Origin of the sequence: Clostridium sp. Marseille-P299 (genome assembly GCF_900078195.1) — a bacterium.
Classification (GTDB): domain Bacteria; phylum Bacillota; class Clostridia; order Lachnospirales; family Lachnospiraceae; genus Lachnoclostridium.
Genome location: NZ_FJVE01000004.1, coordinates 218,247 through 239,931, shown reverse-complemented (window position 1 = coordinate 239,931; position 21,685 = coordinate 218,247). Strand labels below are relative to the sequence as shown.

Below are 21,685 nucleotides of genomic sequence, written 5' to 3'. Positions count from 1 at the left end.
TTCTCCGCATTGAAATTATCTACTAACAATTTATTTCTCATATATGAAATAAGGATAAGTACTTTTTATAGCAGAAAAATTTCATATTACCACCTTATTTGTTTGTAGGCCGTTATTCATTTAAGAAGCTTTTTCATTAAAATCTTTATTAATTTATAAAACTATATTTGTTTATTATGTATAAACATTTACTATATTTAACTTTTGAGTTATTATATACATATAAGCATATGAGGGTATTTTTATAACCTATTTAATGATATAGATTGTCGTGTTAACAATAAGGAGAAAAAGATGAGAAAAAGAGTAAGGGTAAAAGCAAGTAAAGGCCAATCAATGGCTGGTTTTTTAGGCGGAATCCTATTTTGTTTTATTGGAATAGTCATGGTGATACCTACGTTTGGACTGTTTGGTATTATATGGACATTATTTGCTGTAATTATTACAGTGACCAATGGTATTAATGCATTTTCTGATAAGGGCATTGCAACCCATGAAATAATGATTGATGAAGATTACAAACAAAGGAATATGAAAGGTGTTAAAACTCTGGAAGAGAGATTGAATGAATTACAAGATTTATACAATAAAGGGATAATAACATCGGAGGAGTATAAGGAGAAGAGAAAGGAAATATTGGAGGAGATTTAATAATCTTATGTGTATGGTGTAGCAAAACACTGAATGGGGATGAATGTGTGGGAAAAAAGAAAAAAGGTATCTTTAAGTATGGAGGGAAGAGTTCACTTCGTAGTAGATTAATTTTTATGATGGTTGTAGGATGGATTGTACCAATTACGATCATCTTTTTGTTTATAACAGTTTCCTATAGAAGAAGTATAATTGTAAAAACAGAAGCTATTTTAACGGACAGTTTGAAAAACTTTACATCTTCTGTTTCGATCAAGATCAACGAGGCAGTGCAGATTTCAAAAAAGATATCCTATGATAAGGAATTAGAAGAAGCTTGGAAAAGTTATAATAATGAAAAAATTAATGATACGAAATTATATAATACAGTAATTAGTATTTTAACGAATAAATTCTTTAACGATAGACGCTTTTCAATGTCGTGTTTTTATTTTACAGATGATAAAGATAAACTTCATTTTAAAAGTAGAGAACGAGATCGTAATTCTCTTTATAAAAAAGAAGTACATGAAGTGGCACTTAAAATAAGCGAAGAAAATACTTCAGATGCTAGAGTAAAAGTTATTAATGGTAGAATTTATATTATACGTAATTTATATACTACAACAGGTTATAAAAAATATGGTACCTTGACGGTGGAGTTAAATAAGAGCCTTTTGTTTGAAGAGGCGAGTATTAATGATTATGCCAATATTGCATTTTTTATAAATCAAGCGGATTCCATTGCTATGGTAGAAAATTATTCAATGGATGAGGAGATGAGGGAGTTATTTGAAAAGCTGAAGAATACTTATAGTAACAGCTCAAATAATAAAGCTACAATTTTAAAGGAAGGTAAGTATGCAGCAATATTGTATGAAATGAAAAATAGTGATTACCATATAGGGAGCTTTTCCATACTTGATCAAAAGGAAATGTACATAGAACTTGAAAAACTCAATAATTTAATGCTTTATACCTGGATTGTTATCATACCAATATTGATTTGTTTATATTTGTTTTTGCGTGCGAACATTACAATGCCTATGATTAAAATAATCAGATTTGCAAAAGATGTACGAAAAGGGAATATTGGGGCGCAGTTAGAAGTAAAAAATATGCCTAATTTGGAATTTGAGGAACTAAAAATATCCTTAAACAAGATGTCTTTAGAACTTAAAAACTTGTTTGATTATGGATATAACGAAGAGCTAGCTAGAAAAGATGCTAAAATCATTGCATTACAATCACAAATTAACCCACACTTTTTAAATAATACGCTAGAGATGATGAATTGGCAGGCTAGGATGTCAGGTGATATAACAGTTTCAAAAATGATTGAAGCTCTTGGAACGCTACTTGATTATAGTATGGATCGGAATAGTAGAAGACTGATTTCTTTAGCGGAAGAACTCCGATGTGCCGACGCGTATTTTTATATAATTTCAATGAGATTTGGACAAAGGCTTACGGTGGAAAAAGAAATAGATGAGACCTTGTTACAGGTACAAGTACCCCAATTAATACTGCAGCCAATACTCGAGAATGCAGTGGCACATGGCGTTGAAACAATCCTAAAGGGCAATATATGGCTGAAAGTAAATAAAGAAAATGAGAATATCGTGATTCGTATTATTAATACAGGAAAAGATATGACGGAGGCCGATATTAAACGTGTTGAAGAAATTCTAAGTGGAGCATACAAAGTGGATACCGATGAGCCAGGAAAACATGTTTCTTTAGGCATACGAAATGTAAATGAGCGAATACAATTAATTTATGGAGAAGAATATGGATTAACAATTCGTCCTTTAGAAGAAGGGAAGACGGTATCAACCATTGTGATACCTTTTGAACGGAAAACCGAGGATAAAAAAGATAAAGTCTACAAAGATTTGATGAAGTAAAAGCAAAAGATGGTATACTTTTGGTAAATATGCTGTAAAAACAACCAAAAATCAGCAAGAAACAACAAATAAAGTCAAAAATAACAAATGAAAACTGTGTATAATGCTAGTATAATGATATTATACCTGTTGAATATACAAATGGAAGGTTTTATTCTTGGGGGCAATATAGCTAATGGAATCATAATTAAGGAGGAAGTTATGAAGAAAATTAGAATGTTAGTTGCTTTGTTATTAGTTCTTGCTTTATCTATGTTAGTAATGACAGCATGTAGTAAACCTACCAGTAATGGCAATGGGGATGAAATGACATCAGGGGACACAAATGGGACCAACGAGGAGGCTAAGAATTCTGTAACATTAACAACTGTTTCTATGTATGGTGAAACGGATGCAAATGCACCAACCTATCAAGCAATTAATCAAGCATTTATGGAGGAATTTGATTACATAACAATAGAGGATGATTCCCAAGCTTCTAATCAAGATTGGAAGACAAAGATTGCAGCTGATTTTTCAGTTGGTAATGAACCAGATGTGATTCAATTCTTTACAGATGCAAATGCAAGTGATGTACTTGCAACAGATAAGTTTGTAACAATTGCAGAGATTAAATCAAAATATCCAGATTATGCAAAAGATATACTTGCTGACACTTTAGCTTCTGCGGCGAATCCTGACGGGGTCCAAAGAGCGGTGCCAACAACGAAATATTGGGAAGGTATATTTTGCAACAAAGATTTATTTGATAAATATAATCTTTCGTTGCCAAATGATTGGGATAGCTTATTAACTGCTATTGAGACTTTTAAAGAGAATAGAATCATTCCTTTTGCGGTTTCTTTAAATGAAGTGCCACACTATTGGATTGAGTACTTACTACTTATGTCTGCTGGAGTAACAGGCTATACCACCGTTCCAGAATCTGCACCTGATGATTGGATTCAGGGAATCGAAATGATTAAGACATTAAAAGATTTGGGAGCTTTTCCGGCAGATACAGATACAATAGATAATGCATATGCAGAAACTTTATTCAATGAGAAAAAGGCTGCAATGATTTTAACTGGATCATGGTTTGCAAGTGGAATCACTGACCAAGAAAACACGCTTGTTATGGCGTTTCCAGCAATGGAAGGTGGAAAAGGTCAAACAGGAGATATTATTGGTGGTGTTTCTGTTGGTTTTTATATTACCAAAAAGGCATGGGAAGACCAAGATAAACGAGATGCTGCAGTTAAGTTTGTTATGGCTCATACGAATAAAGATTCAATCCGTAAATATTGGAATGGTTATGGTCAACCTGCGGCAGAAGTTGAACCAATCGATGGCATGACACCATTAGCACGATCAGGGTATCAATTTATTAACTCTGCTAAGAGTATTTCACCGGCATCTGATGCTAGAATATCACAAGAAGCCTATAATACATTAACTGCTGGTATTGTTGAAGTAGTAGCTGGGGATAGAACAGCGGAAGATTTAATCAATGAGGTTTTAAAGATCAATGGAAAATAGAGATAGGTTGATATGCATTTTAAGACAGCAAGAGTAAATAAAGGATAAAATTATAAAAAGAGGAGATGTTATGGCAGCGTTAGTCACAAAGCAGCTCTTTTTTCTCTTCATGAAAACAAGTAGCTAGATAAAACAGTCTAATATTGGGGAGGTTACTTATGTATCGTGTAGTTATTATTGATGATGAACCAATTATAGTGGAAGGTATTTCAAGAATGGTACCCTGGGAGAAGTTCCGTTGTAAGCTAGTTGCAAAAGCAAACGATGGTATAGAGGGTGCTGGTATTATACGAGAATATAAACCTGACATTGTAATAACAGATATTTCAATGCCTGGTCAAAATGGACTAGAAATGATAGCAGGATTAAAATCAGAATTTCCCAATATGATGATCAGTATTTTAACTGGTTATAGAAATTTTGACTTTGCGCAACAGGCGATTCGACTTGGCGTTACAAGATTTTTATTAAAACCATCCAATATGGATGAGATAGAAGAAGCCATTGAGTGCATGACATCTAAGCTTTCGGAGTTTAAAAAAGAGGATGATTTATTAGTATCAGAGGGCACAGATGACGAGAATAGTGCAGCAAGTAGCTTTATAGTAAAAAACGCAATGAATTACATAGAAAGTAATTATACTCAGAAACTAACATTATCAGAGGTAGCAGAAAAAACTTATGTAAGTCAATGGCATTTAAGTAAACTATTAAATCGCCATTTAGATAAAAATTTTTCTGAAATACTAAATAGTGTTCGTATCGAAAAGGCAAAGGAAATGTTAAAAGATCCAGCATTACGAATTGGAGATGTTGCTGAAATGGTCGGCTTTATGGATATGGCACATTTTTCAAGAGTATTTAAAAAGATTATAGGAATTTCTGCAAACGAATATCGGAATCAAATTGGAAAGAAAGAAATTCAATCGGAATAATAAACCATTCCTTAGTAATATATAAATAAAAATAAGGCTCAATTAAATCTTATAACGCAACCTTATAAAGGTTACAAGATTTGATTGAGCCTCTTTTTAAATGAAAGGAAATAAAAGCATTTATGCTTTGTTCTTTTAGTTTTTTGTATAAGACTGGTAAGTACCCTTGGTTTGATAATCATAAAGAGTAGGTTCTTTTCCAGTTAAAATGTGATATGCAACATTCATACCAGCGTCATATCCAACAATATTATAACCATGTTGAGTATAATGAAACTGATCTTTCATAAGACCACATTCTCCCATGATACTTAACTTTGTTGAAACTAAAACAGTACGAGATTTTGATTTACATAGCTCCGTTTGAGCATCGATTATAGGTTGATAAAGATATGGATTATCTCTGTTATTACCTATTCGTATAATATAAAAATTATCTGCACCATTCTCTAACATGGCATCGATTGTTTTATTAAGATAATTCGTATAAGCTTCAGAGCTTAAACCTAATCCACCATCGGTTTCGCCTTGTAGCCATACAACAAACTTATTGTTTATCGTGTATCCATTTTGCTCAAGCCAGGTTTTTGCAGACTGGAAACGATTGATTGCATCTTCTAATTTACTTCCTTCTGGTTGCCAAGAAGTGATTGAAGTAGCTCCTTGAGAAGCGCTAACACAAATAAGTTTGTGACCTGTTTGAGTGTAATAGGAATTAACAAAAGCGGATACTAAAGATCCAGATTTTAATTTTCGATCATTAATAGCAAATTCCTTGTTCTCGTCTCTACCAAAAGGCTCTTGGATATCATAAAGTGTTGTTGGGTCAGAAATTGCACGGAATTCACTTCCCATATAACTTTTAACGCTTGGAGCAAGACTAGCAGTTCCTACACCAGAAGCGTTAGATTGTCCCATAAAAATAACTAAGTCTACTTCCTTTTCAGAGATGGCAGGTCTTTCTTGTTTCGTATAATTAATAACAACAGTAGTGGCATTTGTTATTATAGTATTAAAATGAAAGCGAATAATTCCTTTTTCAGGTGAACTAATTTTTGTTATGTATGCATCTTTGTTAGTGCTTGAAGTTACAGCGGCAAAAGCTGGAGTAGAACCATCTGAATAATCTGCATCATTGACATCAATATATGTTTTATCAATTCCTATGGTCATTAAAGATTTCGTTGTAGATAGAAGATTCTCCATAGTAGAATTGATATCAACCTCATACATATTTGTTGGTAATGTAGGAAGGTTTGCTAAGCTTAGAATGCTATCGTCATTGCTGTCTAAAACATTTACTTTGCAGGTATAAGACTGGTCTTGATAAGTTGCTGTAATTGTGGCAGTTCCCTTTGCAATAGCAGTAATAGTTCCATCAGAAACCGTTGCTACCAAAGGATCGCTGGTACTCCATGTAACATCATTCTCAGTAACATTACTGGTAGATAGTTTTAATGTTGAGTCCACTTCCATCGTGACCTTCTTTTTATTCAATATGAAGGTGCTGTTTGCATGTACAGCTAGTCCTAGCCATGAAGATGAAATAAGTACAAGCATAAATATCAATATTCTGTTTTTTTTCATACTTTACTCCTGTATGGATTTAATTTTAGATGTTTCGAATTTCAAACCACAGATGATTTACTTAGAATAGTAATATGGATTTCAGACTCGATTCAATATTCTTAATATATCAGATAAAATTAAAGATTACAATAGATTCTTAGGTCTATAAAAAAGAAGGTAAGAAGGTTCATTTCATGAGCAGTTATTAGAGAAAAAAAGGTAATGTTTCATACTAATTATGTTAAGTTTAATAGTGCAGGTAATTCGTTTTAAAATCCATTTTTATTGTTATGGAGAGGAGTATAGAATTACACATAATTAGTATGAAACAGTCAATTTAAAAAACAGATATTATTTATATTTGCCTTGGGAATATACTTTGAGCATAGAGCTATTTATATACTTTAAGCAATGTACTTTATATTTACGTTGAGCAAAGTACTTTATATTTACACCGGGCAAAGTACTTTACATTTATTAAGAACAAAGTACTTTATATTTACTTCAAACAATGCACTTTAATTTTACTTCGAACAAAGCACAATAATTTTACTAGGTGTTGTCTGAGCTGGAATACTGCGAGTAGAGAAACTATACACAACAACTAAATTATTGTTGGACGGATTTCCAGTAAAGCGCTGTCCATTTGTTAACATAATCATTGTAGAAGGTCCGATGTTTAGTTTTAAAAAGCCATCGCTACTTACCAGTTGTCTGTTAAAATAATCAACTGCTATAGTTTCGCTGCGAGAAACTCTGGCCATAACAATTGCTCTGTACTGAGGTGGAAAGATAAATGGAACTGGAGCGTTCGCATCATAAAAGCCAATGACATGATCCCCGATTTCTAACATTTTATGATCTAAAATATAGGTATCTGAGGTAACTATAAAATTAACCATATCTCCAGATTCATTCACAACGGAAAATTGTTGAGTACAACCGGAATTTATTGTACTATCAGTCCAGGCATTATCTATTTGTATAATCGTCCCTTCAAATGAACGAAAGTTTGTCATATAAATTGCCTCCATATAATTCATACGCTAATACTACAGCATATGCGGAAAAAAGGAATGTGTACATAAAAAACATTGCATATCAATGGTACATATTGTAAAATAATAATGTGATATAGTCACTAAAATATGAATAAAAATAGGAGTGATTTAAATGGATAATAACATCGGGAAATACGATCAATATGCATCACCTAATAGAATAGATGCTATGGAAACAAGTTTGGTTATGTCAAAAACATTTATATTTATGTTTATCGGGTTATTTGTTTCTGCTATTTCTGCATTTATTGTTTATGACACAGGTTTCACTGAATTCTTAAGCAACCAGTCGATGTTTGTTTTATTGATAGTTGAATTAGGAGTTGTATTTGCAGCTACTAGGGTACTTGAGAAAAAGAAAGTTGGTCTTGCAGGCGCATTATTTTTACTGTATGCAGTAATCAATGGTGCTACTCTATCTACAATATTTTTAGTATATGAAATAGGATCAATTTTTTCTGTATTTGTAATAGCAGCGATTGTATTTGGCTTAATGGCAGTTTATGGGTATGTAACAAAAAGTGATTTAACAAGTGTTGGATCCATTGGAATGATGGGTTTAATAGGGGTTATTGTACTTAGTGTTATTAATATCTTTATGAAGAGTTCAGGTCTTGATTTTATGATATCTATCGTTGGATTGGCTATATTTATTGGGCTTACAGCTTATGATATGCAAAAGATAAAAGAGATGTCTAAGACTAATATCGGTATGTCAACTACGGCAATTGCTTTGTTTGGAGCTCTTGAGTTATATCTAGATTTTATTAATATCTTTTTACGATTACTTCGTTTGTTTGGAAGAGATGACTAAGTGTAATTAATTTTTTATTTTTCCTATTGACCTTATTTTTTTATTTTAGTATAGTTTCATTTGGTACAATGAATTATATCAAATAAATTAATGATAGGTGAATACAATGGGCGGAAGAAAAGTTGAGAATGACTTAGGAAAAGATTCTGTAAAACGTCTGGTACTTCGGTTAGCAATACCATCGATGCTAGCGCAATTTGTAAGTGTGCTTTATAGTATTGTTGACCGAATGTATATTGGACACATGAAAGAAATAGGGGAAACAGCTTTAGCTGGTGTAGGAGTCACTGGGCCAATCGTAAATTTAATTGCATCATTTGCATTTTGGATTGGCATTGGAGGGGCTCCTTTATTAAGCATAAGAATGGGCGAAAAAGATGAAGAAGGGGCAAAAAAGATTTTAGCGAACTGCTTTATCGGAATTATTTCTATTGGTATCGTACTAACAATTATCACTTTGCTATTAAAAAATAAAATGATTATGTGGTTTGGAGCAAGTGAGGAAACATTTGTTTACGCGGAAAATTATATGAGCGTCTATGTATTAGGTACTGTTTTTGCATTCATTGCCGCAGGAATGAACCAATTTATTATATGTCAAGGCTTTGCGAAAATAGGAATGTATTCTGTAATTATTGGCGCAGTGGCTAATATTATATTAGACCCAATTTTTATTTTTGCGTTTGGACTAGGAGTAAAAGGAGCTGCAATTGCAACTGTACTTTCACAAGCGCTATCGGCACTCTTTATTCTATATATATTATTTGGTAATCGCGTTCCAATTAAAATAACCTTTGGAGGCTATTCTGTTAAGGTCTTAAAACAAGTGCTTATACTGGGACTTGCACCATTTATAATTCTAGCCTCTGATAATGTATTAATCATTGTTTTGAATATGGTTTTACAAAAATATGGCGGTGTCCAAAATGGGGACATGCTTGTTACATGTGCTACAATTGTACAAAGCTTTATGTTAATTATTACAATGCCTCTTGGAGGAATTACAGGTGGAACCCAAGCTATTTTAGGCTATAACTATGGTGCAAAGCAAATTGATAGAATTAAACAAGCACAGCGTTATATCGCCTTAATTGCAGTCATCTTTACAAGTGTTATGATGGTAATAGCAAATACCATCCCAGATATATTTGTTCAAATGTTTACGAACAATGTTGAGTATATGAAATACTGTAGATGGGCAATTAAAGTATATACCCTTGGAATTATTCCACTTGCCTTACAGTATACAATCGTTGATGGGTTTACAGGTATGGGAATTGTTAAAATGTCCTTACCATTATCATTATCCCGTAAATTTCTTTTCTTTGTATGCGTACTTGTATTCCCGGCAGTCTTTGGTGTTGATTCAGCCTTTTATACAGAACCAGTGGTAGATATTGTAGCGGGTATTGTATCTACAAGCATTTATTTGCTATTTATTAATCGTATTTTGAATCAACGAAAAATTGCATAGATATATGTTGATCAACGTTGCAAAGTTTAACAGCGTTGATCATTTTTATACCCTCACGGAGGTGATAGCTGCACGCATAATAAAGATTTTGGTATCTGAAAATTCATATGAATCAATTGTCGAAGCAATGTTAATTACTTTCCCATCATTTATTAATATATCACCTAAGTCAACATTATTATCATCGGACATTGTGAATAAGATTCCATTCTTTATTAAAAAAATAATTTTAATTCCCACTTTCAAACAATACATAATACATGTAATAATATAACTATTATTATGTGTTGAAGTAAAAAACAATATATTGACCACCGTGGTTATACTTGACATATAGGGTTGTTTGATGTTTAATAGAAGGAATAGTATTTAAAAGAAGAATACATGAAAATGTATAAACATACACAAATATACATAGATAAGGAGTAGGATTATGACGCGTCGTGAACAGTATAAAATTGCTATCAAGGATGCATTTCCATATACAATACCAGTATTTGTTGGGTTTATTGTTCTTGGAACTGCTTATGGGGTATTAATGTCTAGTAAAGGATATGCTCCTATTTTTGCTATTTTAATGAGTTTGATAGCATTTTGTGGCAGCATGCAGTATGTTTCCATAACACTGTTAGTATCCACATTTAATCCGGTATATGCTTTGTTTTTATCCTTTTTAGTGAATGCAAGACATTTATTTTATGGATTATCTATGTTGCAAAAATATAAAGGTATGAAAAAGGCCAAACCTTTTTTGATATTTACATTATGTGATGAAACCTTTTCCGTTGTATGCAATGCAACGCCAAAAGAAGGAACAAATAAAACTATGTTTTATGTTTTTGTATCCTTACTAAATTATTTGTATTGGGTCATTGGTACAGCATTTGGAGCCTTTATTGGTTCATTTATAAAGTTTGAGACTGCAGGACTTGATTTTGCCCTAACTGCCTTGTTTGTTGTTATCTTTGTAGAACAATGGAAGTCGCAGAAAAATCATATTCCAGCCATTATCGGTGTAGTATGTTCTATTGTTTCGTTATTGATTGTTGGACAAACTTTTTTTATATTAGTAGCAATGGTACTCATTTTAGTAATTACGATTGCTTTTCGAAATCAAATTGATCATGGAATAGGAGAGGGCGGTTGTGATGAGTGCAGTAATGACAAATAATATGGTTTTTTCAACCTCACAGACATTAATTATTATTCTTATGGTTGCTATAGGAGCTATGCTAACAAGGTTTTTACCATTTCTTATTTTTGGCCGGAGAGAACATACTCCAAAGATTATTGATTATCTTGGAAAAACTCTTCCCTATGCGACTAGTGGGATGCTTGTGGTATATTGTTTAAAGGGTATAAAATTTAATAGTACTCCTTATGGTATTCCTGAAATTATAGCGGTGCTTTTTATAATATTTATACATAGCAAGAAGCGAAATACATTATTAAGTATTGGACTTGGAACGTTAGTCTACATGGTATTGATTCGTATTATGTAAGAACTAGAAAATTAGATTATTAAGTGAAAATATCGTAAGTAACGAAGTTCTTTGATTGAACATCTACAAAAGAAGCTTAAGACTTTTTTAAGAAATATACGTATGAAATTAATATTTATACATAAAACTGATTATGAACTACGCTTGTAAAATGACTTCAATTTTACAAGCGTAATTTTTTTTATATTTTTTCAAAAAAATTATTTTATTTTTAGATTTAATGAAAAAAGGCTTAAAACCAAGGTTTTTAAGTTAAGTATTAGTAAAGTTGAAACTTAGAATAGCCTAACTTTTTTTGAAAAAATATAAAAATTTATATCAAAGTAACAGTAATACTAAGAATGAAGTTTAATATTACTCTTGCATTTTATTTTTGTTTCGTGTATACTAAATCGACATGAAATGGACATAAAAGGAAATTTTAAATATAAAAATGTTTTGAAAGGATGAGAACAGCTATGAAGACACTTTCTCAACAAGATACTCCAATCCATCAAGCCCTTGAAGAGCAACGATTAAATCGTTTGGCCCATTTTGATGTACCTGGGCATAAAGGTGGACGAGGAAATAAAGAACTTAAGCATTTTTTGGGTGAAACCACAATGAGTCTTGACATGAATTCCATGAAACCACTGGATAATCTATGCCATCCTGTATCGGTAATTAAGGAGGCTCAACATTTGTGTGCCGAAGCATTTAAGGCGGATGAAGCCTTTTTTATTGTAAATGGTACAACGGCTGCTGTGCAGGCGATGATTATGTCAGTTTGTAAAGCTGGCGATAAGGTAATTATGCCTAGGAATGTTCATCGTAGCGCAATCAATGCCTTGGTGGTTTGTGGTGCGCTCCCAGTGTATATCAATCCAGGGATAAATAAGGAACTTGGTATACCACTTGGAATGTCAGTAGATGATGTAAAAGCAGCAATTATTGAAAACCCAGATGCTAAGGCTGTTCTCGTGAATAACCCTACTTACTATGGAATCTGCTCTAACTTAAAAGCAATCGTTGAGCTTGCTCATCAACATGGGATGTTGGTTTTAGTAGATGAAGCACACGGCACTCATTTTTACTTCCATGAAGATTTACCAATTTCTGCGATGGAAGCTGGTGCTGATATGTCTGCGGTTAGTATGCATAAAACGGGTGGTTCATTAACACAAAGCTCTATTTTATTAACTAAAAATACAGTAAATGCTGATTATGTAAGACAGGTAATTAACCTAACTCAGACAACAAGTGCTTCATACTTGTTATTATCCTCCCTTGATATTGCTAGGAAAAACCTAAGTCTTAATGGAAAGCAGATGTTTGATAAAACCATTGATTTTGCAACTTATGCAAGAAGTGAAATAAATAAACTTGGTGGATATTATGCTTTTGGGGAGGAACTAGTTAACAATGATACAGTATATGCTTTTGATACAACAAAGCTTTCGATACATACAAGGAATATTGGGTTAGCTGGCATTGAAGTTTATGACTTATTAAGAGATGATTACGGAATCCAAATTGAGTTTGGTGATATTGGAAACATATTAGCGATTATATCCTCTGGTGATCGCAACTTAGAGATTGAACGTTTGATTTCTGCACTTTCTGAAATTAAACGCTTGCACCAAAAAGATCAAGCAGGGATGTTTGACCATGAATATATTAATCCTCAAATCGTAATGGGACCGCAGGAAGCATTTTATGGCAAAAAGCGTTCGATTCCGATTCATCAAAGTAAAGGTGCAATTAGTGGAGAATTTGTTATGTGCTATCCTCCAGGAATTCCGCTTTTAGCTCCAGGTGAAAGAATTACAGAAGACATCTTAAATCATATTGCCTATGCCAAGGAAAAAGGTTGTTTTATGACTGGAACTGAGGATATGAAAATTGAAAATATCAACATTGTATTGGAATAGATGTTAAATGCGCAAGGGTTAAAGCGCGAGATTAAAGATTAGGCCCAAAAGGCATAATTATGCGTAAAAACGTGTGCAAGAATAGGGGGACAAGATGGAACTTTGGTATACCGATCAACACACAAAGGAAGTTCGTTTTTCTATGAAAAGCAAAAAACAATTGGTTAGCCACGTTAGTGAGCTACAGCAAATTGATATACTAGAGACTTACGAATACGGAAGAATCCTTGTGTTAGATGGTGAATTAATGATAACTGAAAAGGATGAGTTTATCTATCATGAAATGATTACACATGTGCCAATGGCAGTTCATCCAAATGTAAAGAATGTATTAGTTATTGGTGCTGGTGATGGAGGAACGATACGAGAACTCACAAAATATGACTCTATTGAAAACATTGATATGGTGGAAGTAGATAAGGATGTAGTAACACTTTGCATGCAGTACATGCCATTTACTGCTTGTAAGTTAAATGACCCTAGAGTTCATATGTACTTTGAAGAGGGACTCCGATTTGTACGAAGTAAACAAGATCAATACGACTTGATTATTGTTGATTGTGCAGATCCTTTTGGACCAGCAGAAGGCTTATTTACTCGAGAATTTTACGGGAATTGCTTTAAGGCATTACATGAAGATGGAATATTAATTAATCAGCATGAAAGCCCATTTTACAATGAGCATTCAAAGACTGTGCAAAAGGCACATAAGCATATAACTTCCGTATTTCCACTTAGTACAGTGTATCAATGCCATATTCCATCCTATCCGTCTGGACATTGGCTGTTTGGGTTTGCTTCTAAGAAGTATGATCCGATTCGTGATTTAAATGAGGAGATGTGGAATGCCCTTCAGTTATCGGTTCGTTATTACAATACAGATTTGCATAAAGGGTGTTTTTATTTGCCGAATTACGTAAAGGAGTTATTACACGGAAATGAATAGAAATATACATACATTTATTGGTTGTGAAGCGGAGTATGAGGATAGCAAATTAGTTATCTTTGGAGCGCCTTTTGATAGTACAACATCGTATCGTCCTGGTACAAGATTTGCAAGTGCTGCGATACGTAATGAAAGTTATGGGATAGAAACTTATAGTCCTTATCAAGACAAAGACTTGCTGGATTATTCGGTGTTTGACGGAGGAGATTTAGAGCTTCCGTTTGGTAATCCAGAAAGAGCTTTAGCAATGATTGAGGAATTTTCTCTTAATTTGCTTAAGGATAAAAAACTACCAATTATGCTTGGTGGAGAGCATCTCGTAACCCTTGGTATGGTGAGAAGTGCAGTTTTGATGCATCCGAATCTTCACATTATACATTTTGATGCACATGCAGATTTAAGGGATGATTATTTAGGAGTTACATTATCTCATGCGACAGTGATGAGACGTTGTTATGACTTAGTAGGAGATAAAAAAATCTTTCAATTTGGGATACGAAGTGGAGATAGAGAAGAATTTACTTGGGCAAAAGAGCATATTACCACTTGTAAATTTAACTTTGATACCCTTGAGGATGTACTTGAAGAACTTAAAGATGTTCCAGTGTATATCACGGTTGATTTAGATGTGCTTGATCCATCAGTATTCCCAGGAACGGGAACCCCTGAGGCTGGTGGCGTTACATTTATGGATCTTTTTAACGCATTAAAAAAGGCTACAAAATTGAATGTAGTAGCGTTTGATATGAATGAGTTATCACCAGTATATGACCAAAGTGGTGCCTCAACTGCCCTTGCTTGCAAGTTATTAAGAGAGATTTTGTTGATGTTAGTTTAGTCGAGAGTGATATTAGCTAGGGCGATAATATTATACTTAGTTGAGAGTGATGTTAGCTAGGGCGATAATATTATTTGCTTAGTCGAGAGAGATGCTAGTTTAGGTGAAAATATTTTAATTTAGGTAATATAGATGCCGGTTTAGGTGAAAGTATCGTTAATTTAAGTAAGCTTGCTTAGATGCAAGTGCTGTTAGTTTAGCATAGATTTCTGCTAACTTAAGTAAAAAATAGATTTTGGGAGGAAATGAAATGGGAAGAGCGTTAATCATTGGTGCTGGCGGAGTTGCTGGTGTAGTTGTACATAAATGTTGGCAAAATGCTGATGTATTTGAAGAAATCTGTATTGCAAGTAGAACAAAATCTAAGTGTGATGCAATGAAAGAAAAGTTAGATGCAATGGAGAATCAATACTCCACAAAAAGAACTAAAATCACAACTGCACAAGTGGATGCAGATAATGTAGAGGAATTAGTAGCATTAATACGTGAATATAAACCAGACATTGTAATTAATGTTGCACTACCATACCAAGATTTGACCATAATGGATGCTTGTCTTGAGACAAAAACAAACTATTTAGATACAGCGAATTACGAGCCACTTGATACTGCTAAATTTGAATACAAATGGCAATGGGCATACCGTGAAAAATTTGAGAAAGCTGGAATAACTGCAGTACTTGGAAGCGGATTTGATCCAGGTGTTACAGGTGTTTTCTCTGCATATGCGATGAAACATTATTTTGATGAAATTCATGAAATTGATATTTTAGACTGTAATGCAGGTGACCATGGATATCCATTTGCAACGAATTTTAATCCTGAAATCAATATTCGTGAGGTTTCTGCAAACGGAAGCTATTGGGAGAATGGAGAATGGATAGAAACAAAACCTATGGAAATTAAGAGGGTTTATAACTTTCCTGAGGTTGGGGAAAAGGATATGTACTTGTTACATCATGAAGAATTAGAGTCCTTGGCTCTAAATATCAAAGGAATTAAAAGAATTCGTTTCTTTATGACCTTTGGACAAAGCTACCTAACACACTTAAAATGTTTAGAGAATGTAGGCATGACTTCCATTGAACCAATTGAATTTGAAGGAAAGAAAATTGTTCCATTACAGTTTTTAAAGGCAGTTCTTCCTGACCCTGCAAGCCTTGGACCTAGAACTGTTGGTAAAACAAATATCGGCTGCATTTATAAGGGTGTAAAGGATGGTAAAGAGGTTAATTACTACGTTTACAATGTTTGCGACCACCAAGAATGCTACCGTGAAGTTGGTTCTCAAGCAATTTCTTATACCACTGGAGTTCCAGCAATGATTGGTGCAATGATGGTCATGACTGGTAAATGGGATAAGAAGGGTGTTTATAATGTTGAGGAATTTGATCCAGATCCATTTATGGAGGCATTAAATACATGGGGACTTCCTTGGAAAGAAAGTTTTGCACCAGAGCTTGTAGATTAGAGTCCTGTTAAATGAGTTTTAAAGTTATAACGTCTAATATTATAAAATCTAATATTATAAAGTCTAATATTATAAAGTGAGGACAGGGATGAATAAAATTGATTTTACGCACGTTCCAACGCCTTCATATGTGGTAGATGAACGTTTATTAATTAAAAATTTAGAACTTTTAAAAAGTGTCATCGACCGCACTGGTTGTAAAATTTTACTTGCTCAAAAGGGTTTTTCAATGTTTTACTTTTATCCTCTGATTGGACAGTATCTTAACGGAACAACAGCAAGTTCTTTATTTGAGGCAAGACTTGGATATGAAGAGATGGGCAAGGAGACTCATATTTTCAACCCTGCGTTTGAGAAAGAAGAACTAACAAAAATTATACCTTACGTGGATCACATTGTGTTTAATTCCATAAATCAGTGGATAACTTACCGTGATATGATCACTGATTGTGGAAAAAAGATTGGTGTGGGACTTCGTATTAATCCAGAGTATTCGGAGATAGAAACAGATATTTATAATCCCTGTATCAAAGGCTCTAGATTTGGTGTAACAATTGATAAATTAAAGAATGTTGATTTAACTGGGATTGAAGGTTTGCATTTTCATACCATGTGCGAGCAAAATTCAGATGTTTTAGTCCGAACTCTTAAGGTAGTGGAACAGAAATTTGGAGCCATACTACACAAAATGAAATGGATTAATTTTGGCGGAGGTCATCATATTACAAGGCCAGATTATGATGTGGAGACGCTGATTAAGTGCATTAATCATATGAAGGAAACATATCATGTGGATGTTTACTTAGAGCCTGGAGAGGCTGTTGCATTAAATACTGGATATTTAGTTGCAAAAGTACTAGATTTTAATGAAAATGGAATGCCTTGTGCGATTTTAAATACCTCGGCTGCATGTCATATGCCGGATGTGTTAGAAATGCCTTATCGTCCAGAAATTATTGGAGCTGGAAAGCCAAATGAAAAGAAATATACCTATCGCCTTGGAGGCCCTACATGTTTGGCAGGAGATGTTATAGGGGATTACTCATTTGATGAACCTTTAAAAAAAGATGATCTTTTGATATTTTGTGATATGGCACACTATAGTATGGTAAAAAATAATACGTTTAATGGAATTAATTTGCCTTCAATTGCAGTTTATACAAAAGAAGAGGAATTAAAGGTAATAAAAACATTTGGATATGAAGATTTTAAAATGAGATTGTCCTAATATAATTAATAAAAGGAGACCGTTGCGGTCTCCTTTTATTAGCTTTGTGAAGTAAAGTTGCGAAAAATCGTAGTAAAAAAATGAACCAATAATTCTTTTAGCATGAAAGAATGTATGATATTACAATTATGTGATATCTTATATAGAAGTAAGTCATGTGTTCGCAGTATTTTTGGAAGAGGAAAATGTAACAAAACTAAGGATTATTCTTGCTATAACTTGTAAAATTTATTTGATACACATATAATAAGAAGAGATGACTTCTTAATTATAATGCAAGAAGTAATTACATATTCTGAAATAATACAGGAGAAGAGGACATTGAGAAAGATTATTAAGTATTTAAAAGATTACAAAAAGGAAAGTATCATTGGCCCATTATTCAAGATGCTAGAAGCAATATTCGAATTACTAGTTCCTGTAATTATGGCACAGATCATAGATATTGGTATTAAGAACAATGATAGTAGGTATATCTATCATCGAGGGATTATCTTAATACTTTTAGGTGTCATAGGCTTAGTTTGTTCACTAACTGCACAATATTTCGCTGCAGTAGCTTCGGTAGGCTTTGGTACGAAAATAAGAAAAGATATGTTTGCCCATATCAATCGTTTTTCATATTCTGAATTAGATACAATTGGAACTTCGACGCTAATAACTCGAATTACCAGTGATATCAATCAAGTACAATCGGGTGTAAACATGGGATTGCGACTCTTTTTACGATCTCCATTTATCGTAATCGGTGCACTTATCATGGCGTTTACTATTCATGTTAAAATCGCACTTATCTTCTTGATTTCTGTTCCAATACTTTCGATTATTATCTATGGAATTGTATTTTATTGTATCCCTTTGTATAAGAAGGTGCAAAATAAGTTGGATCGAGTATCTCAAAAGACTAGAGAAAACTTAGTTGGTGTTCGTGTCATCCGTGCATTTTCAAAGCAAAATGTAGAGACGCGAGAGTTTGACGAAGTTAGTGAGGATTTGCTTCATACCCAAGCAACCGTTGGTAGGATTTCAGCGCTTATGAATCCGTTAACGTATATTGTTGTTAATGTTGCAATTATTGCTATCATTTGGTTTGGTGGAATTGAAGTAAATATTGGAAGTTTAACCCAAGGAGAGGTCATAGCATTAGTTAATTATATGTCTCAGATTTTACTAGCATTAATTACGATGTCATTATTAATTGTATCTCTAACGAAGGCAACGGCTTCCATTGCAAGAGTAAATGAAGTATTTGATAGAACCACAAGTATTGTAGATGGTAGCGTAGAAATAGATAATATGAAAAAATCAGAGGTTAAGGTTTCTTTTAAAGATGTTTCCTTTTCATATGAGAACGATTCTGATACTTCATTAAGTGATTTATCCTTTGATATAAAACCGGGAGAAACAATAGGAATTATTGGTGGTACTGGTGCTGGTAAGACAACTTTAGTGAATTTAATTGCAAGATTTTATGATGTAACCAAGGGTGCACTTTTGGTAGACGGTATCAATGTAAAGGATTATAAACTCTCTACTCTTCGAGGAAAAATTGGAATAGTTCCACAAAAAGCGGTACTATTTAAAGGAACCATACGAGATAATATGAAGTGGGGTAAGAAAGACGCTACGGATGAAGAAATCTATGAAGCACTTGATATTGCACAGGCAAGGGAGTTTGTAGATTCAAAGGCTGGTGGCTTGGATGAGGAAATTTCACAGGGTGGTAAAAACTTATCCGGAGGACAAAGACAGAGATTAACCATTGCAAGAGCATTAGTTTCAAAGCCAGAGATATTGATTCTAGATGATAGTGCATCTGCACTTGATTATGCAACCGATGCTAAATTAAGAAAAGCCATTGCGACGAAAACGAAAGGAATGACCGTATTTATTGTATCACAAAGAGCAACAACAATTAAGAATGCGGATCGTATTATAGTACTAGATGAAGGTAAGATGGTTGGTTTTGCAAAACATGAAGAGTTACTTAATACTTGTGAGATATATAAAGAAATCTGTCTTTCCCAGTTATCGAATGAAGAGGTGAACAGATGAGAAATCAATATAAAAACAAACACAATGACAACTCACAAAAAGAGGTTGTAAAACGCATCTTTTTACTGCTAAAACCGTATACGTTATTTTTAATTTTATCATTTTTATTTGCGATAATTAGTGTCGCATTAACCCTTTATGTGCCTATTATTATTGGGGAAAGCATTGATTTTATTATTGATAAAGGTAATGTAGATTTTACTGGTATCAAAGCGACATTAGTACGATTATTCGTTGTAGTTGTAATTACTGCAATCGCTCAATGGTTAATGAACTTATGTAACAACCGTATGACATTTCATGTGGTAAAGGATATCCGTGAAAAAACATTTCGTCATCTACAAATTGTTCCTTTAAAATACGTAGATTCACGTCAATATGGTGATGTTATTAGTAGAGTTGTTACGGATGTAGATCAGCTTTCTGATGGATTGCTTATGGGATTTACTCAGTTATTTACTGGGATTATTACGATTCTAGGAACGTTTTGTTTTATGTTATCCATCAATGTAAAGATTACTTTCATTGTTGTATTAATAACACCTTTGTCTTTATTTGTAGCTAATTTTATAGCGAAACGAACCTTTTCTATGTTTCAATTGCAGTCTAAAACTAGAGGTGAAATGACATCTCTTGTTGAAGAGATGGTTGGAAATCAAAAGATTGTTCAAGCCTTTAGCTATGAAGAAGAAGCAAAGGAACGCTTTGATGAAATCAATACAAGATTACAGAGATGCTCTGTAAAAGCTATCTTTTTCTCTTCATTAACAAATCCAAGTACTCGATTTATTAATGGTTTGGTTTATGCAGGAGTTGGTATCTTTGGTGCAATTTCAGCAATCCAAGGAAGATTATCCGTTGGTCAATTATCAAGCTTTTTAAATTACGCCAATCAGTATACTAAGCCATTTAATGAGATTTCAGGCGTAGTAACGGAACTTCAAAATGCTTTTGCGTCGGCAAAACGAGTTTTTGAATTAATGGATGAACCAGCACAAATTCCTGATAAAGAAGATGCAATTCAGTTAAATCAAGTGGATGGTAGTGTACAGTTAAGTCATGTAAGCTTTTCCTATAAGAAAGAAGTATCTTTAATCGAGGATTTGAACTTATCGGTAAGACCAGGACAAAAAATTGCGATTGTTGGACCAACAGGATGTGGAAAGACAACGATTATAAATTTATTGATGCGTTTTTATGATGTTGATCAAGGATCAATCGCAGTAAATGGCCACGATATTAGGGACATCACTAGAGATAGTTTACGTGGCAACTACGGTATGGTACTACAAGAAACCTGGTTAAAATCTGGTACAATTCGCGATAATATCGCATATGGAAAACCAGATGCAACAGAGGAAGAGGTAATTAATGCAGCAAAAGCTGCTCACGCCCACAGTTTTATAAAACGATTACCGAATGGTTATGATACGTTGATTAATGAAGAGGGCGGTAATATTTCACAGGGTCAAAAGCAATTACTTTGTATTGCAAGAGTTATGCTTAGTTTACCACCAATGCTCATTCTTGATGAAGCAACATCTTCCATTGATACAAGAACTGAGATTCAAATTCAAAAAGCTTTTACAGCAATGATGCAAGGTAGAACAAGTTTTATTGTTGCTCATAGACTTTCAACAATTAAGGAAGCGGATACGATTCTTGTAATGAAAGATGGTCATATTATTGAGCAGGGTACCCATGATGAATTGTTAGAGAAGAATGGCTTTTATTCAAATCTTTATCAAAGCCAATTTGCGGTAGATTAAAATTATTATTGTATTTATTTAAAATTTATACGCTGTAACAAAATGAAACTTCGTTTTG

General features: G+C 33.5%; 18 protein-coding genes. 15 read left to right on the top strand and 3 right to left on the bottom strand.

Annotated elements, in window-relative coordinates; genetic code table 11:
• Positions 1 to 294 precede the first annotated feature (294 nt).
• The 4 genes from BN4220_RS01015 to BN4220_RS01000 all read left to right on the top strand — a co-directional run bounded on the left by BN4220_RS01015 (position 295) and on the right by BN4220_RS01000 (position 4,990).
• A complete protein-coding gene (locus tag BN4220_RS01015) occupies positions 295 to 651 on the top strand; it encodes an SHOCT domain-containing protein (protein ID WP_066712304.1) in 357 nt (118 codons plus the stop codon).
• A 47-nt stretch (positions 652 to 698) separates the two neighbouring features.
• Entirely contained in the window at positions 699 to 2,537 is a 1,839-nt protein-coding gene (locus tag BN4220_RS01010; RefSeq protein ID WP_066712302.1) for a sensor histidine kinase, read from the top strand.
• Between the two features lie 201 nt (positions 2,538 to 2,738).
• Positions 2,739 to 4,055 carry an ABC transporter substrate-binding protein gene (locus BN4220_RS01005; RefSeq protein WP_066712300.1) on the top strand — a complete coding sequence of 439 codons (1,317 nt, stop codon included), beginning with the start codon at positions 2,739 to 2,741 and terminating at the stop codon, positions 4,053 to 4,055.
• A gap of 158 nt (positions 4,056 to 4,213) precedes the next feature.
• Positions 4,214 to 4,990, top strand: coding sequence for a response regulator transcription factor (locus BN4220_RS01000; RefSeq protein WP_066712298.1), 777 nt, complete (start codon positions 4,214 to 4,216; stop codon positions 4,988 to 4,990).
• Positions 4,991 to 5,125: 135 nt separating this feature from the next.
• Here the strand turns inward: BN4220_RS01000 and BN4220_RS19675 are convergent, their stop codons facing one another.
• Both BN4220_RS19675 and BN4220_RS00990 read right to left on the bottom strand, forming a co-directional pair.
• Positions 5,126 to 6,577, bottom strand: coding sequence for a sialate O-acetylesterase (locus BN4220_RS19675; protein WP_082811936.1), 1,452 nt, complete (start codon positions 6,575 to 6,577; stop codon positions 5,126 to 5,128).
• 506 nt (positions 6,578 to 7,083) lie between these two features.
• The gene (locus BN4220_RS00990; protein ID WP_066712296.1) at positions 7,084 to 7,578 is read right to left on the bottom strand and encodes a hypothetical protein; all 495 of its coding nucleotides are present in this window, start codon (positions 7,576 to 7,578) and stop codon (positions 7,084 to 7,086) included.
• 154 nt (positions 7,579 to 7,732) lie between these two features.
• On the opposite strand from BN4220_RS00990, the gene BN4220_RS00985 reads away from it, so the two are divergent.
• Together BN4220_RS00985 and BN4220_RS00980 are read left to right on the top strand one after the other, a co-directional pair.
• Positions 7,733 to 8,434 (top strand): Bax inhibitor-1/YccA family protein, encoded by a 702-nt coding sequence (locus tag BN4220_RS00985; protein WP_066712294.1) that lies wholly within the window; start codon positions 7,733 to 7,735, stop codon positions 8,432 to 8,434.
• A gap of 106 nt (positions 8,435 to 8,540) precedes the next feature.
• Positions 8,541 to 9,908, top strand: a complete 1,368-nt coding sequence (locus BN4220_RS00980; protein ID WP_066712290.1) for an MATE family efflux transporter — start codon at positions 8,541 to 8,543, stop codon at positions 9,906 to 9,908.
• A gap of 45 nt (positions 9,909 to 9,953) precedes the next feature.
• On the opposite strand, the gene BN4220_RS19965 is transcribed toward BN4220_RS00980, so the two are convergent.
• Positions 9,954 to 10,100, bottom strand: a complete 147-nt coding sequence (locus tag BN4220_RS19965) for a hypothetical protein (RefSeq protein ID WP_156476393.1) — start codon at positions 10,098 to 10,100, stop codon at positions 9,954 to 9,956.
• A 241-nt stretch (positions 10,101 to 10,341) separates the two neighbouring features.
• On the opposite strand from BN4220_RS19965, the gene BN4220_RS00970 reads away from it, so the two are divergent.
• The 9 genes from BN4220_RS00970 to BN4220_RS00930 all read left to right on the top strand — a co-directional run bounded on the left by BN4220_RS00970 (position 10,342) and on the right by BN4220_RS00930 (position 21,627).
• A complete protein-coding gene (locus BN4220_RS00970; RefSeq protein WP_066712284.1) occupies positions 10,342 to 11,079 on the top strand; it encodes an AzlC family ABC transporter permease in 738 nt (245 codons plus the stop codon).
• Positions 11,057 to 11,410, top strand: a complete 354-nt coding sequence (locus BN4220_RS00965; protein WP_242867719.1) for a branched-chain amino acid transporter permease — start codon at positions 11,057 to 11,059, stop codon at positions 11,408 to 11,410. The genes BN4220_RS00970 and BN4220_RS00965 overlap by 23 nt, the downstream gene beginning before the upstream one ends.
• 458 nt (positions 11,411 to 11,868) lie before the next feature.
• Positions 11,869 to 13,320: an aminotransferase class I/II-fold pyridoxal phosphate-dependent enzyme gene (locus BN4220_RS00960; RefSeq protein ID WP_066712279.1), complete on the top strand. Its 1,452-nt coding sequence runs from the start codon at positions 11,869 to 11,871 to the stop codon at positions 13,318 to 13,320.
• 94 nt (positions 13,321 to 13,414) lie between these two features.
• Entirely contained in the window at positions 13,415 to 14,266 is an 852-nt protein-coding gene (gene speE, locus BN4220_RS00955) for a polyamine aminopropyltransferase (protein ID WP_066712274.1), read from the top strand.
• Positions 14,259 to 15,104: an agmatinase gene (gene speB / locus BN4220_RS00950; protein ID WP_066712272.1), complete on the top strand. Its 846-nt coding sequence runs from the start codon at positions 14,259 to 14,261 to the stop codon at positions 15,102 to 15,104. Before speE ends, speB begins: the two co-directional genes overlap by 8 nt.
• 250 nt (positions 15,105 to 15,354) lie before the next feature.
• Positions 15,355 to 16,575 (top strand): saccharopine dehydrogenase family protein, encoded by a 1,221-nt coding sequence (locus tag BN4220_RS00945; protein ID WP_066712270.1) that lies wholly within the window; start codon positions 15,355 to 15,357, stop codon positions 16,573 to 16,575.
• An 88-nt stretch (positions 16,576 to 16,663) separates the two neighbouring features.
• Positions 16,664 to 17,803, top strand: coding sequence for a carboxynorspermidine decarboxylase (gene nspC / locus BN4220_RS00940; RefSeq protein ID WP_066712267.1), 1,140 nt, complete (start codon positions 16,664 to 16,666; stop codon positions 17,801 to 17,803).
• A gap of 321 nt (positions 17,804 to 18,124) precedes the next feature.
• Entirely contained in the window at positions 18,125 to 19,858 is a 1,734-nt protein-coding gene (locus BN4220_RS00935) for an ABC transporter ATP-binding protein (protein ID WP_066712264.1), read from the top strand.
• Positions 19,855 to 21,627, top strand: coding sequence for an ABC transporter ATP-binding protein (locus tag BN4220_RS00930; RefSeq protein WP_066712258.1), 1,773 nt, complete (start codon positions 19,855 to 19,857; stop codon positions 21,625 to 21,627). The genes BN4220_RS00935 and BN4220_RS00930 overlap by 4 nt, the downstream gene beginning before the upstream one ends.
• Positions 21,628 to 21,685: the final 58 nt, after the last annotated feature.